14 protein-coding genes are annotated in these 15,457 nt (G+C 39.1%); 10 read left to right on the top strand and 4 right to left on the bottom strand.

The window, feature by feature from the left end; translation table 11 throughout:
* The first annotated feature begins 6 nt into the window (after window positions 1-6).
* The 9 genes from RMY63_RS11615 (at window position 7) to RMY63_RS11575 (ending at window position 12,066) form a co-directional block, all read left to right on the top strand.
* A complete protein-coding gene (locus tag RMY63_RS11615; RefSeq protein WP_322728842.1) occupies window positions 7-1,107 on the top strand; it encodes a hypothetical protein in 1,101 nt (366 codons plus the stop codon).
* 151 nt (window positions 1,108-1,258) lie between these two features.
* Complete coding sequence (locus RMY63_RS11610) at window positions 1,259-2,050, top strand: hypothetical protein (protein WP_322728841.1); 792 nt, start codon at window positions 1,259-1,261, stop codon at window positions 2,048-2,050.
* Complete coding sequence (locus RMY63_RS11605; protein WP_322728840.1) at window positions 2,047-3,621, top strand: TrbI/VirB10 family protein; 1,575 nt, start codon at window positions 2,047-2,049, stop codon at window positions 3,619-3,621. Before RMY63_RS11610 ends, RMY63_RS11605 begins: the two co-directional genes overlap by 4 nt.
* On the top strand, window positions 3,618-4,355 hold the full coding sequence (locus tag RMY63_RS11600; protein ID WP_322728839.1) for a hypothetical protein: 738 nt from the start codon (window positions 3,618-3,620) through the stop codon (window positions 4,353-4,355). Before RMY63_RS11605 ends, RMY63_RS11600 begins: the two co-directional genes overlap by 4 nt.
* 6 nt (window positions 4,356-4,361) lie before the next feature.
* Window positions 4,362-5,561, top strand: a complete 1,200-nt coding sequence (locus tag RMY63_RS11595; RefSeq protein ID WP_322728838.1) for a hypothetical protein — start codon at window positions 4,362-4,364, stop codon at window positions 5,559-5,561.
* A 2-nt stretch (window positions 5,562-5,563) separates the two neighbouring features.
* Window positions 5,564-7,339 carry a type IV secretory system conjugative DNA transfer family protein gene (locus RMY63_RS11590; RefSeq protein ID WP_322728837.1) on the top strand — a complete coding sequence of 592 codons (1,776 nt, stop codon included), beginning with the start codon at window positions 5,564-5,566 and terminating at the stop codon, window positions 7,337-7,339.
* A 10-nt stretch (window positions 7,340-7,349) separates the two neighbouring features.
* The gene (locus RMY63_RS11585; RefSeq protein WP_322728836.1) at window positions 7,350-7,832 is read left to right on the top strand and encodes a relaxase/mobilization nuclease domain-containing protein; all 483 of its coding nucleotides are present in this window, start codon (window positions 7,350-7,352) and stop codon (window positions 7,830-7,832) included.
* A gap of 47 nt (window positions 7,833-7,879) precedes the next feature.
* Window positions 7,880-11,284, top strand: coding sequence for a DUF3854 domain-containing protein (locus RMY63_RS11580; RefSeq protein WP_322728835.1), 3,405 nt, complete (start codon window positions 7,880-7,882; stop codon window positions 11,282-11,284).
* A gap of 5 nt (window positions 11,285-11,289) precedes the next feature.
* Window positions 11,290-12,066: a hypothetical protein gene (locus RMY63_RS11575; protein ID WP_322728834.1), complete on the top strand. Its 777-nt coding sequence runs from the start codon at window positions 11,290-11,292 to the stop codon at window positions 12,064-12,066.
* Here RMY63_RS11575 and RMY63_RS11570 read toward each other — a convergent pair.
* Window positions 12,063-12,305, bottom strand: a complete 243-nt coding sequence (locus RMY63_RS11570; RefSeq protein WP_179070171.1) for a hypothetical protein — start codon at window positions 12,303-12,305, stop codon at window positions 12,063-12,065. The two genes, RMY63_RS11575 and RMY63_RS11570, sit on opposite strands and share 4 nt — an antisense overlap.
* Before the next feature lie 150 nt (window positions 12,306-12,455).
* Complete coding sequence (locus RMY63_RS11565) at window positions 12,456-13,250, bottom strand: sensor histidine kinase (protein WP_322728833.1); 795 nt, start codon at window positions 13,248-13,250, stop codon at window positions 12,456-12,458.
* Window positions 13,251-13,510: 260 nt separating this feature from the next.
* Here RMY63_RS11565 and RMY63_RS11560 point away from each other — a divergent pair, with 260 nt between their 5' ends.
* Entirely contained in the window at window positions 13,511-14,164 is a 654-nt protein-coding gene (locus tag RMY63_RS11560; protein ID WP_322728832.1) for a response regulator transcription factor, read from the top strand.
* Here RMY63_RS11560 and RMY63_RS11555 read toward each other — a convergent pair whose 3' ends face one another.
* Together RMY63_RS11555 and RMY63_RS11550 are read right to left on the bottom strand one after the other, a co-directional pair.
* A complete protein-coding gene (locus RMY63_RS11555) occupies window positions 14,165-14,758 on the bottom strand; it encodes a DUF6753 family protein (RefSeq protein WP_322728831.1) in 594 nt (197 codons plus the stop codon).
* On the bottom strand, window positions 14,758-15,456 hold the full coding sequence (locus RMY63_RS11550; protein WP_322728830.1) for a hypothetical protein: 699 nt from the start codon (window positions 15,454-15,456) through the stop codon (window positions 14,758-14,760). Before RMY63_RS11550 ends, RMY63_RS11555 begins: the two co-directional genes overlap by 1 nt.
* Between the last annotated feature and the right edge of the window lies 1 nt (window position 15,457).

Here is a 15,457-nt window from a genome sequence, read left to right as displayed (position 1 = left end):
CAAATCATGTTTTTACTAGCCCAACTAGATGGTGGTGATTTAGCTGATTTAGCAAAAGAAAATGCAGCTTCAATAGCTCAAGGATTTGATGAGCTTTGGAACGAAACTATTACAGGTGGTGTTTATTCAGCAATTTGTACAGTCGGAGCTTTATTTGCTGTAGCAACACTAACTTTCTTCGTCGTTGAATGGACAAAAAAAATGATGGCGGGGGAAGAACAAAGAGCTTATACAGACTTTATTTGGCCGTTAATAGTAGTTCTTTTGCTCAGTAATAAGGGGGATGTACTAGGAAAGTCAACTTTGGGGATTAGAAACTATATTAATAATGTAAATAATATAGTTCTTAGCGAAGCGGCGGCAGGAATTGACCTCAAGCAAGCATTTGAAAGTGCATTGGGAACTGAAGCAGCACGTAGCGCTATTGGTATTGCTGTAAATAAATGTAGGAATTCATCTTTAAGTCAACAAGAACAAATTAACTGTTTGGCTCAAGCTAAAGAAGATTTAACCAAAAAATATCCAGATAAGTTTAACAAAAATAATGGAGCTTTTTCTTGGTTTATAGATGCGGTTGATGGCGCTATCGATGCTTTTAATGATGTGAAAGATGGAAAAGCAAATGGAATCGATTTAATGTTATCTCCCATTAATGCTTTTGTTGGGTCTGCTGTTACTGATATAGTTACGATAATTTTAGTCGGGATGAATGGGGCTTATCAATGGGGAATTGAACTGACTATGCTTGTAACAGCACTGCTGGGGCCTATGGCTGTTGGTGGTTCTCTGCTACCTTACGGAGCTAAATCAATTTACAGTTGGTTAGTAGGATATTTCAGTGTAGGTTTTGGCAAGCTCTGCTTCAATATAATTGTTGGTTTTGCCGGACAATTAGTCGCTGATTCTAAATCCTATCAGCCAATGTTCTTCCTATTTACAATTGGTATAATTGCGCCATTCTTAGCTACAGGTTTAGCGGCTGGTGGTGGCGTTTCTGTTTTAATTCAAATTAATAAAGCTACTGAAACTTATAGTGGGATTGCCATTGAGGTTGCTAAAGGTGTTGCTACTAAAGGTGGTAGTTTAGTCGGGAAATTAGCTAAATAAAACCGTAAGAATTCAGTCCTTCTGGATTCAGAAGCCAGAATTTAAAAGCAATGAGCGTATAACTCTTCTATTGACTGAAAAGAATTCACTCTTCTTCTCCAACATTCAGAAGGACTGGATTCCGAAGGACTGAATTCTTACAATAAAACCTATGCTGAATCAAAAAAATAAACCTCAACCAAAAGAACCATTACAGTTACTTAGTTACAACAAATATGTAACAACAAGAGTTGGGATAATTTCTCTAGTTGGTTTTTCAATGGCTGCGCTTTCTCTATTATTGCAATTTCTAAATTATGGAGCGATTAGTGTTTTAAATAAAAAACAGTTGGCATTAGTACAACTCTCATCAGGAGAGACAATCGCCGCTAAAGCAGTAGACCCAAAAGAACGGTCTGATGAAGTAATTAAAAAATTTGTATCTGATACATTTATTACTACGTTTAATTGGGATGGATTAGTAAAAGCATTTAATGAGAAAGGAGAACCTATCACTAAGCAAGATCCTGGGGTAGAAGTAGGTAAACTTAATAATAAATCTAATAGTAGGGTTGCGACTAGAGCCTATGATGCGGCATTTGCTTTAAGTGAAAATGAAGGATTTCGCCCCGCCTTTCTCAAAAAATTAGCATCAATCACTCCGACAGGTATATTCAATGGTGATACTCAAGTATCTTTAATTCCCAGATTCATATCCCAACCACGTCAAATTAAATCAGGAAAATGGGAAATAGATTTTATTGGTACACTGGTAACTTTTGACCGTGAGTATAACTCAGGGAAAGGAATTGCTTTCAATAAAACCATTACAGTTTCTTCAATTTCTAATCCAGAATATATCCCAGCTAATACCACTGAGTTAGCTAAGAAGATTTATGCAGCCCGTCGCGCCGGATTAGAAATTACAGAAATTGTAGATTTAAACTTTGGGAGAAGAAAATGAGTGAAGAGAATAATAAAAATGGGTCTGTATCGACTTTAGAGGATTTGCTGAATCTAGATGATGCTCATAAAACTAATGGTAATAAAGCACCGACACCAGAACCGGAAAGTTTATTAGTACCGACTAAGCACACATTTGTCACTTCCCCTTGGTCAAGACTAGCAATAATTGCTGTCCCTTTTGGAGTTGGATTTTTAGCTATATTTTTGATGCTCAATGGAGTATTTAATCCTTCTCCACCCGAAAAGATTGCTCAAAAGCCAGGGGAAACTATTACTGCTACAGAACAAACACAAGATGATCAGGGGGATGGTGATGCGCGTGCAAAACTCGCTCTGTCGGATCAAGAAGATGAATTAGGTCGCATTAACAAAAATAAATTTGACCAAGCAGCGCCAGTACCAGTTTCTCAAACTGAAAAGGTCGTGCCATCTAACCCACCATCTCCACAACCTGCGCCACGTTCTGTTCAAAATACACAACCACGTCGCGTAACTCAGACTACTCCACAACAGATTAGAACCTACACTCAGCCACCAACACGCACGAGTTTTTCTCCAAGATCCTCTATATCTGCACGGACAGTAACGCCCCTAGATCCCCTTGAGCAATTGAACAAACTCCGTGGCATCGGTTCTTACGGCAAAATCGCATACGCCGAAACTAGCACCAGCAAACAATCTTTATTAGATCCGGCTCAATTTCAAACTCAAGCAGTTCAAAATCAACCGAATGAACAAAATGAACAAACAGATACAAATAATTTTGACCAGACCACGCCGCAAAACTCAAGCGAATCGATTGAAAAGATCCGCCCCAGGTGGCAAGCGACTTCTAAAGTTAACAAGATTACTTTAGCTAATAATTATTTACCTCAAGAAAGCCAAATTCTCCAAGGTAAACAAACTCGCTACCTTACCGTTGGCACTTTTGCTAGTGGTGTGATTGTTACCCCATTAGTTCAAACCACAGTTAATAATTCAGGGCAGACACAGACACAAACACTAACCTTTAATAACACTAGGTCTGTTGCTAGACTGCAAGAGGATTTACGCGATAACTATGGGCAAGTGGCAATACCTTCGGATAGTTTATTGGCAGTCGAGTTAGCTTCAGTTGATGGCGGCAGTTACGCTGTCGCTTATGTCAGAGCGATCATCAAAGATAATACAGAATATCCGATATCTGCGGGTGCGATTTCCGTGACTGGGAAAGGTGGTAGACCCCTAATAGCTCGAAGATTTCAGGACAGGGGTGGCGAGATTGCCCGTAGTGACTTGTTTGGTGGCGCTGTGTCTGCATTAGGGAAGGTTGGGGAGATTATGAACCAACCGGATAGTGAAGAAGAAATTTCTGATGAATTCACAGGCAGGATTCGCAAACGTAGTACTGGCAATCAACGCAATCTCACAGGTGCGTTAATAGAAGGGTTTTTTGGTCAAGTTAGCCAAAACATCAGCCAACGTAATCAACGTAATACTCAAGAAATTACTTCTCGCCCTAATACTTGGTTTATTCCACAGGGAACCAAAGTCACTTTTAATGTAAATCGTTCTTTGGAGTTGCCATGAAAAAGTTTTTGATTGGTATACCATTGGCTCTCGCATTTGCTTGTGTACCACTATCCACAATTGCCGCACCAGTCGTTCGCACCATCAAACAAACTCAAGCTAGTGGCCAAGGTGCAATTTTACAAACTATCAACGTCTGGAATGGTCACGGTGTAGCAATTTCATTTTACGAGCTTGGCGAAACTATCAAAAAAGTTTGGTTAGATGATCCGTCGCAAATTCTGCTTGACACAGACGGTTGCTTAGAGGGACTGGATCAGAATTGCTCTAGCCCCGGTGCAGGGCTGATTCATCTGCGGCGGATATTGAGAGTAAACATTCCCGGAATCCCGCAAACATCTACCACTCTGTTAACAGTAATTACGCAGTCATCCTCTGGTGAGCGTAAAGCTTACAGCTTTCGGTTAGCAACAAGTAATGGCACTCCTAAATATAGTCAGGTGGCGATCAAGGCTGATGTGGCACGAGAACAAACAGCCGCGAAGCCTCAATTGCAATCATTAGTTAAAACACAGCAAACAATTAACCAAATTCGAGGCGGTATTGTTGCCGCTATTAAAAGTGGATGGATGAATCAGCAAGATGAATTACATCAACGCTTGCAAAAGTTAATCGGATATTTACAAGCAGGTGATGACATTTCTACTGCTGCTAATAAGGCTTATGTTTCCCAAAACTTAGTTAACAAATTAATTGCTTTGAGTAAGAGTTCTGATAATTTAACACGGCGGTAGTGGCTTATGAAATCATCTTTACGACCCAAGAAAAACGCCTTACGTTACTTCATTTTTTTGGGTTTAGTAGGTAGTTTATTCATTCATAGTTTTATCAAGTACGGGCTACTCAATCAAACCATAGGGTTAATCATGCCCAAGGCTGATGCACAAGTACCCGTTATCAATTCCCCTAATGGGTTTACTCCTGATTGGTCGCGTTTGAAATTCAGCGACATGATTATTTCTCTTAGTGGCAGTGTTACCTACCCAGGCACAATAGGTACAGAAAGTAGAACCTGGACGGCAGGACAAAGCATTAGCGAGTTTATGGAACTAGGGGATTTTGAAACACCTCAATTAGCAATAGAAAATTTAAATCTCTCAACCATAGCTTCAGTACAAGGAATCAATTTAAGTGGGTTAACATTAGATGATTTTCAATTAACTCAATGGCAAACTTTACCATCCTTAACCGAAGCAATCCCTGGTTTAGGTAATAGAAATGTCAGAAGTGTTGAACCTGTCAGAGATTTCTTGAGAAGATTTGGAATTACTGGAGGCACAATAGGTAACGCCAGCCGAAATTCTCGTTTACGTAACGTTCAATTAGGAAGAGTAATAAATTTAAAAAATTACTCACTAACATCTATTTCCGACATTGAAAACACATCTATTAATAGATTTGAGAATTGGCAAGACTCCAGAATTGGTGGTGTACCAGGATTATCAACACTTACCTGGGATAATTTACCGGGGTTGAGAACACTTGACCTTTCATTTGTTGCCAAAGTTGATCTGCCATTGGGAGATATTGAGGCTAACCGTACCCGCTCTATATCTGGTAGCTATCAAGATGGCTTTAATGTTCCCTGTCTACAAAACAATTGCGCTCATGCGGAAATGTCCGGCATTGGTGAGACTACTGGAACACAGTGGATATCTGGGAAATTCCAAAAGGTTAATGGTGGATTTGGCATTTTAAAAGCTCTTAATGATGGTAAAGAGCCTACTGGTCGAAACCCCTTTGGCTTCAGCTTTAAGCAAGTTGTTTGGAATATTTATGAAGGCAGTGGAAAGGTGGAGACTACTATGTTCTTCCGTATTTGTAAAACCATCCCTTTCATTGGTCGCACTTGCAGTCCATACTTCATAGGGCCTGTACCTTTTATTGAGTACCAAGAGAAAGACCCCATCGTTCTTGGTCAACCTAATTCTCTACCTTAAATATGAGCAAATCTTTCAAAGTAAATAGCGCTAATCCTCAAGGATTTCGATTTGAGCAATTACAAAATCCTTCAGACGCAATTGGCAAATACACTCATCATTTATTTACCCCCAATGGGCTAACAGTTTTGTCTTTACTTGGTGCTTATATTTTGATGAGGGTATTTTTTGGCGATGGTAACAAGAAGAAAATTGCTACCTCTTATTGGGGTGGAGCTAAAGAAACTGCTACTGCTCAGAAAAAAGCCATCTTGCAAATCGTCAATCCCCAATGTGATAGTGCGGCACTTTACATTGGTAAGCATCAGGGAAAAGGTGGTGGCACTACTTTCTATATCCCTGATGTGCAAAGAGGTACAGCAGTTATCGGCGCTCCCGGTAGTGGAAAAACATTCAGCGCCATTAATCCGATGATTTACTCGGCAATTGATCAGGAATTTCCATGTATAGTTTATGACTTCAAATACCCATCTCAAGCGAAAGTTGCTGCCTATGCTAAATACAAGGGCTATGATGTTCACATCTTTGCACCGGGATTCCCTGAATCTGAAGTCTGCAATCCTTTAGATTTTCTCCGGGATAGTAGTGATGCCGAATCGTCCCGACAAATTTCAACCGTCATCAATAAGAATTTTCGACTTCTGGGCAATTCAACTGAAGATGGGTTCTTTGGCCCATCCGGTGATCAGCTGACTCAGGCAATTCTAATGTTAGCTAAAGAGTTCGGTCAATTCGCAGATGTTATGACTTGCGCCGCGATACTTTCTAGCGAACAAATGGTCAAACGCCTCATGGCTGCTTCTCTCAATCCTTGGGTAAAAATTGCTTTTGGTCAGTTGTTCAGTTCTGCCGCATCTGAAAAAACTGTCGCCGGCATAGTTGCTACCGCCAGTATTATGTTTACGCGATTCATGGCGAAAAACACATTAGGATGCTTCATCGGCAAGACAACTTTACCTTTGGAAATTAAAGGAAAGCAGATGATTATTTTCGGGTTAGACAGAGAACGCCGAGATGCAGTAGGGCCCCTGATGACCAGCATTTTACACATGACCATCGCCCGTAACATTGCCAAAAAGCGACTTGATCCATTAATCGTTGCATTGGACGAATTACCTTCAATTTACTTACCTGATTTATATAGATGGCTGAATGAATCTCGTTCTGAGGGCTTTTGCGGTATTATTGGCTTCCAAAATATGGGGCAGCTTGAGAAGAACTACGGTAAAGATATCGCTAAGGCTATCCTTGGCGCTTGCAGCACTAAGTTTATATTCAATCCTGGTGAGAACGAGTCGGCGCAATTATTCTCCAACTTTTTGGGGGATGAAGAGATTAAGTACAAGCAAAAAAGCCGTTCTACTGGTAGTAAAAATAATAGCACGAGCATCAGCGACCAAGAGAAAACTAGAAAGCTTTTTGAATCGGCTCAATTTCTGAAGTTAATTGCTGGTAAATGCGTTTTCATTAACCCTACTTATGCTAATAAAAAGGAAGGTTCAGTTCCACTGTTGAAAACTATTAAAATTTCTCAGACTCTCAAAAATATTGAGAAATACAATCAACTAAAATGGGCGAGAATTGTTAGTTTACTAGCTAGGAGAAGTACGCAGAAATTTCCCTCTGGGCAAGATTTAGCTTTACGAGTTAAGCAAGTTGAGTTACGCTTTCCCATTCCCCAAAATCCTGAAGCTGTTTCTAATAATCCCGGTCTGACATCAAAAAAAGTTGGCAGTATGGTTAATCAAGACCAAGTTCCTTCTGACATCGGGTTTTAATATTATGAAAATGACTATTGAAGAATTGAAGATTGATAATTTTGACTTAATTAAAACTTTATCTCAACAGTATATTCTCGCTAATGGTAGTTTCATTGACATTAATCTGACTCCAACTCAAATCATTGAAAATTTTAATACTTTGTCTGGAACTAGACCAAGACTTAAGAGTTTGGGAATCTATATTGTCATCAGTTTGAAAAATATTTATATTAACCTAAATCTACAATTATGTATTCAAATTGTTAATCAATATATTCATGGTATTGGCTGGTATGATTTGCAGTACATTTGTTTTTTTGATATTAATCCAAGTAACGTTTACATTCATATTATTTTTAATCGGGTTACTCCCCAAGGTAAGCTCATTGATATCAAATACTTGGGGGCTAACTGGCAACAATATGAGGTTTTACGTCAATCTTGTTCTCGGATCTTAGAAAACCCTGCTAATAATAAATATTTACAGAGACGCTGCAACTGTTGTCCCTAAGTAAGAGTACATCACAACGCACAGTATATAAATAACTAAGAAAAAATATGTTTGATGAACGACATTTGCAACTTACTTCTGCCTACGCTAGAGCTAGTCAGCATTTTATTAGAGCTTTTATTTATCCTTTAGGAGAGTTTATTTACAAATCAATAGAATCAGCTATTGATTTAAAATGTCGAATTGAAATAGGGGAAGAAACTTATTTTCTTACTCCTGATGAGGATGGTGGCTGGAAATGGTCTAAAGGTAACTTTGAAGGTGTAACAGATGAGGAAATAGAACAAGTAGAAGAGATAATGGCATATTTATTGCCTAAACTTCTTCCCGGCAGTAATGATATAACACCGTCGAATTTTCCTCCTGAGCCTGATTTACCTCCAGTTTTACCCAACCCCAATTCCCCCTTAATTCTTCCGCCTTCTGCCACATCTGTTGAGTTTTTAACTATACCATCCGATTCTCAAAATCCCCAGGAATATCTACCTATTCAAGACCAAGAAAATCTAGATTTAAATGCTTCCATCCATAGAAATGTTTTTTTTACAGTTGAAAGCGCCAACAATGGCATAAGTAGTAAAAAACTTGAGCTACAAAATACTCAAGATATCCCGGCTCACCCAGAACATATTAATCCGCAACATTGGCACGAACTCGTAGTAGGCAGCGCGATCGCACCTCTTATTGCACATCTCAACTTCTCTAGTCTTCATTTTAGCTATATCGGTGGGGAACATGAAGCTTGGGAACGGCTGATGATCAGCGACAAACTCTCACGTACAAATACAGGTAGCCTCTCTATTAGGCTTTTAGAACTCTATTCCCATCTAGATGCAGGTGGCTGGTGGTGTAATTCAGGGGTAGACCCGCGCACATTTGCTAATCTTACCCCTGGTGAGCAACCTCAAATTAAAGAATGGGGATGTTATAAGCCAAACCGTCCCAGACCCAAAACCGTTAAAAAAGATGGGTTCACTGTTGCGGTTGAAGGCAAGTTCATTAAATATGAGCATCCACCATCAGTTGATTTGAGTATTTTCTTGCTAGATGTCCCAGGCGTGATTGCCCAAAATATTTACTCAAAAGCTGGAGTAAACCCCACCGATAGCGATCGCTTGAGTGGTTTTTGGTATTGTGTGTATAAACACAATATTCCACTCGTCATTACAGAGGGGGCGAAGAAGGCGGCTAGTCTACTATCACATGGTCATGCTGCCATCGGGCTACCGGGAATTTCCTCCGGCTATCGCTCACCTAAAAACGAGTGGGGCAAGAAAATTGGTGATTCCTATCTGGCTGATGAGTTAGCTGTTTTCGCAACTTCTGGTAGAGAAATCAAAATCTGCTTTGATTATGAAACGAAGCCTGAAACTAAGCTCAATATCCAAAGAGATATTTGTCAGACAGGAAGCTTATTACAAGAATTTGGTGCTGTCGTGAAAGTAGTAATGCTGCCAGGGCCGGATAAAGGTGTAGATGATTTTATAGTTTCACAAGGAAAAGAAGCTTTTGAAAAGTTATCTGCCGGGGCTATATCTTTAGAGGAGTGGCATCAAAATCAACTTGATAGAAAACGTTTTACTATCAAGCTCAAGGATGGCACAGTCAAAAAAATTGATCAACAAAAAGGAGACTCTACTGTGATAGATGATCCCGAATTAGAACCAAACATTGGTGTATTTAAAAAAAGTCGTGCTAAATCACCTATTGACCCTGGTTCACAGATTATAGATATAAAAGTTATTGATTCAGACATTATCCATATAGATGTTGCCCCGGAGCCAGCCCAGCCAACTGAAAATCCTGTAACTAGTTCTTCTTGGGCTAAAAAAGAAAATGTTACAGTTTATGAGTCTAATTTTTTTAGAAAGCGCCTAGAAGCTAATGAGAATAAACAAATAGCTTTTGCTGCTTATACTTTGTTAAAAAAATATGGTGTTGAGGCGAAAGATGAACAACAGCAGACCAGTGGCAAAATTTACCATGCTGATGCTTTTGTAATCAAGAATCATGGTGCTGATAAATACAGTATCTATCGTCGTCATGATGATGTAGAGTTAATGAATTTTCAAGCTGATAAATGGGGACACGTAGGCAATATTAAACTTTCTTACACAGAAATAGATGATGAGCCAAAAATTTGGAGAGAAAAACAAATTAACATTCTGCCTATTGAAAGGCAGGAGTTTTTGTTAGTGGCTGACTACCTGAAAGCTGGTAAAGAATTGCCCTCTGTTGATGAAGACCCTCGCAAAATAGCTTCTGTCGTTGGTTCAGTCTCTCCTAAAGGCACACACAATATTTTAGAAAGTTTCAAAGAAAACGAGGTATTAAAAATCCTGACACAAAGTATTACTAGCTTCGAGAAAGACGATTTAACCTTGGGCAATTACCGGATTATTTTTCGGCAAACCAGTAACAATACATCTACTCTGCAATTACTCAAAACTGAACACAATGGTACAAATCGGGAAGCTGTTCGCTTTCAGTTTGAGAAAACTGACACTGGTATGACTCATCAAGTCCAAGGGATGGCTATCACTGAAGCTGATTTGGAGAAGTTAAGACTGTTGGCTCAAAAACTGCATATTAATTACAAAGCATTATTTGGCAACCCGACAGACACCCGTGACATCGACTTGCCCGTTCATCCCGAAATTACCCGTAATTTAGACGAGGAGCAGTCATATCAATCTACTCAATCTACGCCCAACGTACCAGATCGCAAGACACAATCAAACCCACAAGGAGCAAGCTCTAATTCTCCAAAACAAGACAACGCTGTGCTACCACTACATCCAGTTTTGAAACAATATTGGGAGCAGTTAGAAAAAGATGGTTCAAGTCATGAGACTGTAGCGCAAGGACATTTAGAATTTCAATCTAAAATTCAGCAAACTGGAAAATTAACTGTTGGTGAACAGCGTGAACTCTATCAGCAGATTCAAAATCTTGCTTGGAGCGAGATAAATCACAATGGGTGTACTGATATTGTGCTTCCACCATTAGCTCACATTGTTAATGATTTGCGATCGCACGTTCTTACAGAAGCACAGCCACAGTTTTCCTCTGACCCGAAGCGTGATACACCTGTGTCTCTCCATCCTGACATCGCCTCTCATTGGCACGATTTAGAAACGAATAAAACTTGGTCTAGTGTTGCCAATCAGTACAACAACCCTTTACGGGAAAAACTTTCAAAAACTGGCAAGCTGACTATTGGAGAGCAACGTGAACTTTACCAGAAAATTCTCCTTCAAAGTCAATTCGAGCAGCACAACAAAGGGCAAACGAACATCTTACTTCCTCCTTTGAGTGATATTATTCAGGATTTGCTCAATACTCGTAGCCAGATTATTAACAATACTTATACGCCCAAGGTTGAAGTACATTCCCAAAAAGCTCACACTCCACAACGACCTAGTACTAATTCACAGGAATTAGAATTGTAATACTTATGCAATCTAGCTCAGTAGCCGAAACCATCACTATCATCAACCGCAACAGTGGCTTTTCTGACAACCAAATGGCCTACAGACTGGCACTGATGATGGAGAAACACCCACCATCACCGTCAATAATCCCCGCACTAGACACTACAAAGCGTGAAAACATTATTGGTGAGGTGAGAAATACTCTATCTCTTACACCAAATGCTCAAAGTACTGAAGATTACAGGCAATCCCTTAAGGAAAAATACTACCAAGAGTACGCCCAAAAATTTGGTTTAAATAAATTTGAGGAAACACCTGATATAGATAAGTCAACAAGAGTTGAAGATTTGATCAATGAAAAGAAAAAGACATTCTTGCAGCAGATATTAGAAACTAAAGGGCGCAAACTGCCTTTTGTTGACAGCCAACAGTCAAAATCGGTTGAGAGTAAAAACGATGAGGTTGCTAAAAAGTCTCTCATTCCTGCACTAATGAATATTATCGTTACAAAGGGACAAGATACTATTGGCGGTCGAGTCTATGAAGGCATGGCTTATCAATTAAATTTGTTGATGAGAGAAGGTATGCAGCGTCTGACTGTTTGGCGCAAAAGTGATAATCAATCGGCTTTTAGTGCTTATAAAGTAGATGCTAACGAAGAATATAAGGTAATACACAATCACCTTTCACCACAAGAAACACAAAAGCTGATCAACTTCGATATAAGAGTGCAACAGCAACAGTCACCGTCACAGGAACAACAAAACGAGCGATCTCCTGACGGCCCAGAGTTAGACTAACTAAAATACCCGACAAACAACCCAAGAATATACGCACTTACTAAGACATATCGCTTAGTCACCCGCTCGAATTGTGACCAGGGTGAGATGATGACAGCTAATACTATGTAAAACAATGCTTGTAGAAAATCGTTGTGCCCCAGTTTGATGATTGCCGCTATCATCAAAGCCACAAAAATTAGAAATTCCACTCCTGTTTCGATCCTGTCCCAAAGTTTCACATCATATAGGTAACGCATCTTGTAACCTCTTTTAGAAGTCGGAAGTCGGAAGTCAGAAGTCGGAAGTCAGAAATTAAACTCAAAACTTCCGACTTTCGATCTCACACTTCATACTTCTTCTTGTCTCACCATAATTCTGATCTTTCTCCATGATTAAAATTAGGAGCTTCAAACCTTTTTAAACTCAAAACTTCCGACTTCCGAACTCCGACTTCCGACTTGTTTTGGTGACTTGGGCAACATCCTACCATCAACCCCATAGATCCCGTCATCTTTGTAAGGAAATATAATGGTGAATTTAGTTCCTTGTTCGGCTATCGAATCTACCCTCATACTCAGTCCGTGAGCAGAAGCCACCATCCAGGCAATATACAACCCCATTCCTCTGCCTGGCTTATCAGATAACCTACTCTGGGGCGCTCTCCAAAACGGAATAAATATATTTGATAACTGTTCGGCGGCAATCCCACAGCCGGTATCTTCAATCTCAATAATTAAATCATCATCTTGATTGAGCAGTCTTACGAATATATCTCCTCGCAAGGTGTACTTAATAGCATTAGTTATGATATTAGATAACATTCTGTCAATACTTATACTATCACCTCGTACTTGCGTTCCATGCTTGTATGATGCTTGTGTTTGATAGTACAGATTCAAGGAATGATACTGCGCTATTGGCTTAAATTGAGAATATTTTTTTTCTAAAAAAACTAACACATCAAACTGGGTTACATTAACTACTCCAACTTCTTCATAGACTCTCCTTGATTCAATTAAGCCCACTCCTCGCTTATTTGCCTCTCGTAGAGCTATTAGAAACGGTCTGATTTCTTCTAACGATTGCCCATAAGCACCATCAATTATTTGATTTACAATTAAAGATACTCCTTCAAAAGCGTTTGACACATCATGCAATAGAGCTAATAAATCTAACTGTTTGCTGAAAACTTCTTTTTGCATAACTATGCTACTAATGATAGATTGTAATTTTTGCTACTTCCGGCTAGAGAGAACAATTCTGCTTTGAATTTTCGATTTTTTTATTTTAGGTGACAAAAACCTTTTCTACAGACAGCTTTTAGTATTAATACTTTTTTATTTATTGTGGACTAATTTTTAATTTAATATGTATATTTTATCTTGACATACACAAAAAGTAAAAGACTTAACACCAATAACTATGTTATAAATATTGAGTCATCTTATAATCGAAGTGATCTATGATTCGATTAGCGCTCATTGAGGATGAAGAACTTATTAGGTTGGGGATCACTACTGCTATCAATCAACAACCAGATATGGAAATGGTCGGCGTTGCTCGTACTGGTAATGAAGGGATTAGTTTAGTTAAAGAATTAAATCCCGATGTGATTTTGGTGGATATTGGTTTACCGGACATATCTGGGCTAGAAGTGATTAAAGAGGTCAAACTAAATAGCAACACTAAAGTTGTTGTTCTTTCTTCCCATTCTTCTCAAAGCACTGTTCAATCAGCTTTAAATGCCGGCGCTGATTCTTACCTTCTCAAAAAGAACAATGTTCCTCTTTTGTTAGAAGCCATAAAAACAACTTTTTATGACCATCAGTGTTTTTTTGACCCTTATATCAGCCGACGGAATTTTTGTCACCAACAGAAAATCAAAGGTAAGACTTATCAAGATAATCTCACTAATACTGAAATCCAAATTGTTTCTTTGATGGCAGTCGGTTTTTCTAATAAGCTGATTGCCGAGCAGTTATTTATTACTGAAAGTACTGTCAAAGGGCATGTTAACAAGATTTTTGCGAAGTTGGATGTCAGCGATCGCGTCAATGCTTTGATTGAAGCTAGTAAACTGGGGTACATCGAACAAGATTACCTTCAGGTAAGTTAGCTACTTACCTACTTGAATTAAACAATAGCCTTGGGTTTTACTCTGCTGTGTTTGACAAGCTTCAATTGCTGCTTGATTCTTCAAGATTATTTGATACATTTGCTTACCCTCTTGGGATTTTGCCCATTGGAGAATCTTTATCTCGTTACGTGAGACTACTACTGGCTGATTCGTTCCTATATTTTGCACCAGATTCCATGTGGTCAGCGAACCCAGCAAGGTACTGCCAGCCGCGACTAATCCACACACAAGAGATACTGTCCCCAATCCCCAGCCTGCCTGCACTTTCATGCCTGTGCCGGTGGGCTTGATTTTTTTGATCTCATCACGTACAGCATTTGACACAACTGTATAATGCATTGACTCGGCTTGTTTGCTTGTCTTCTCCAGTTTTTGGTCTATCAGTGCAGCCCACGCTTCTATCATTGCCTCCATTCTTGCCTGGAGGTCTATGATCGTTTCCTCATATCTGCCCAGTGTCGCCATCATCCTAAAAACTGGATCGTCTGGTGTAATTCCTAGTTGATATGCCCCTTCAACTATGCGTTTTTGTTCTGATGGGGAGTAGCCTTGTAATATGTCTTGTAGTGTCATCAATCAAGCCCTAGATATTTAATAGCCAAATTGTTATTCATTACTGAATGACGAAACTTTTTAATCCACTGAAAAATGAAGCTTCTCCAAAATAAAATTATTGAGAGATCCTGGCAAACTTGTGAATATGGTTTATCAGCCTTTTCCATCGCTTGATAATGATTTCGATGTAGAGCCATTAATTCTATTTCTGTCCCTCCTATGATTAACAGCTTTTTTCGTATCTTCTCCTCATATTCTCTAAACTCTGGTGCAAAATGGTAATTTTTCACTACCACGTAGTTAGCGTTATTAGTCGTGTTTTGGATGATTGCATTTAAGTAATATATACAGTCTTGCCTGTGAGAAATAGGTTGAAGAAATGTTAAATTCCAACCAAATTTTACTACAACCTCAAATAAGCTAGCACTCTCGATATATTGAATTACTTTTTCAATATCTTGTCCGGGCATATCAACAATCATCACATCTAACTCAGGATGATTTAAGTCATCTGTTATTGCATCAGCATCGTCATTTAATAAATTAAACTTCTTAATGGTTGCTATATGTTCATAAGCCTGAAATACAGGGAATGATTCTTGGTTATAAACCTTTATCCGTTTTCCTTGTTGGGCGAACATTTCTAGCAATAGCTTGATAACTGTAGACTTACCCACCCGCGCATCTCCTACAGTTATAATAATTCTCTTTGACATC

It is taken from the genome of Nostoc sp. ChiQUE01b, assembly GCF_034531255.1.
In the GTDB taxonomy this organism is placed as follows: Bacteria; Cyanobacteriota; Cyanobacteriia; order Cyanobacteriales; family Nostocaceae; genus Nostoc.
This window is presented reverse-complemented; position numbering and strand designations above follow the sequence as displayed.

What these genes read in the sequence shown, in the direction of transcription:
- RMY63_RS11595 (WP_322728838.1), top strand. Translation starts at nt 4,362, where the DNA reads ATGAAATCATCTTTACGACCCAAGAAAAACGCCTTACGTTACTTCATT.
- RMY63_RS11570 (WP_179070171.1), bottom strand. Translation starts at nt 12,305, where the DNA reads ATGCGTTACCTATATGATGTGAAACTTTGGGACAGGATCGAAACAGGA.
- RMY63_RS11580 (WP_322728835.1), top strand. Translation starts at nt 7,880, where the DNA reads ATGTTTGATGAACGACATTTGCAACTTACTTCTGCCTACGCTAGAGCT.
- RMY63_RS11555 (WP_322728831.1), bottom strand. Translation starts at nt 14,758, where the DNA reads ATGACACTACAAGACATATTACAAGGCTACTCCCCATCAGAACAAAAA.
- RMY63_RS11600 (WP_322728839.1), top strand. Translation starts at nt 3,618, where the DNA reads ATGAAAAAGTTTTTGATTGGTATACCATTGGCTCTCGCATTTGCTTGT.
- RMY63_RS11615 (WP_322728842.1), top strand. Translation starts at nt 7, where the DNA reads ATGTTTTTACTAGCCCAACTAGATGGTGGTGATTTAGCTGATTTAGCA.
- RMY63_RS11590 (WP_322728837.1), top strand. Translation starts at nt 5,564, where the DNA reads ATGAGCAAATCTTTCAAAGTAAATAGCGCTAATCCTCAAGGATTTCGA.
- RMY63_RS11565 (WP_322728833.1), bottom strand. Translation starts at nt 13,250, where the DNA reads ATGCAAAAAGAAGTTTTCAGCAAACAGTTAGATTTATTAGCTCTATTG.
- RMY63_RS11550 (WP_322728830.1), bottom strand. Translation starts at nt 15,456, where the DNA reads ATGTCAAAGAGAATTATTATAACTGTAGGAGATGCGCGGGTGGGTAAG.
- RMY63_RS11610 (WP_322728841.1), top strand. Translation starts at nt 1,259, where the DNA reads ATGCTGAATCAAAAAAATAAACCTCAACCAAAAGAACCATTACAGTTA.
- RMY63_RS11560 (WP_322728832.1), top strand. Translation starts at nt 13,511, where the DNA reads ATGATTCGATTAGCGCTCATTGAGGATGAAGAACTTATTAGGTTGGGG.
- RMY63_RS11585 (WP_322728836.1), top strand. Translation starts at nt 7,350, where the DNA reads ATGACTATTGAAGAATTGAAGATTGATAATTTTGACTTAATTAAAACT.
- RMY63_RS11605 (WP_322728840.1), top strand. Translation starts at nt 2,047, where the DNA reads ATGAGTGAAGAGAATAATAAAAATGGGTCTGTATCGACTTTAGAGGAT.
- RMY63_RS11575 (WP_322728834.1), top strand. Translation starts at nt 11,290, where the DNA reads ATGCAATCTAGCTCAGTAGCCGAAACCATCACTATCATCAACCGCAAC.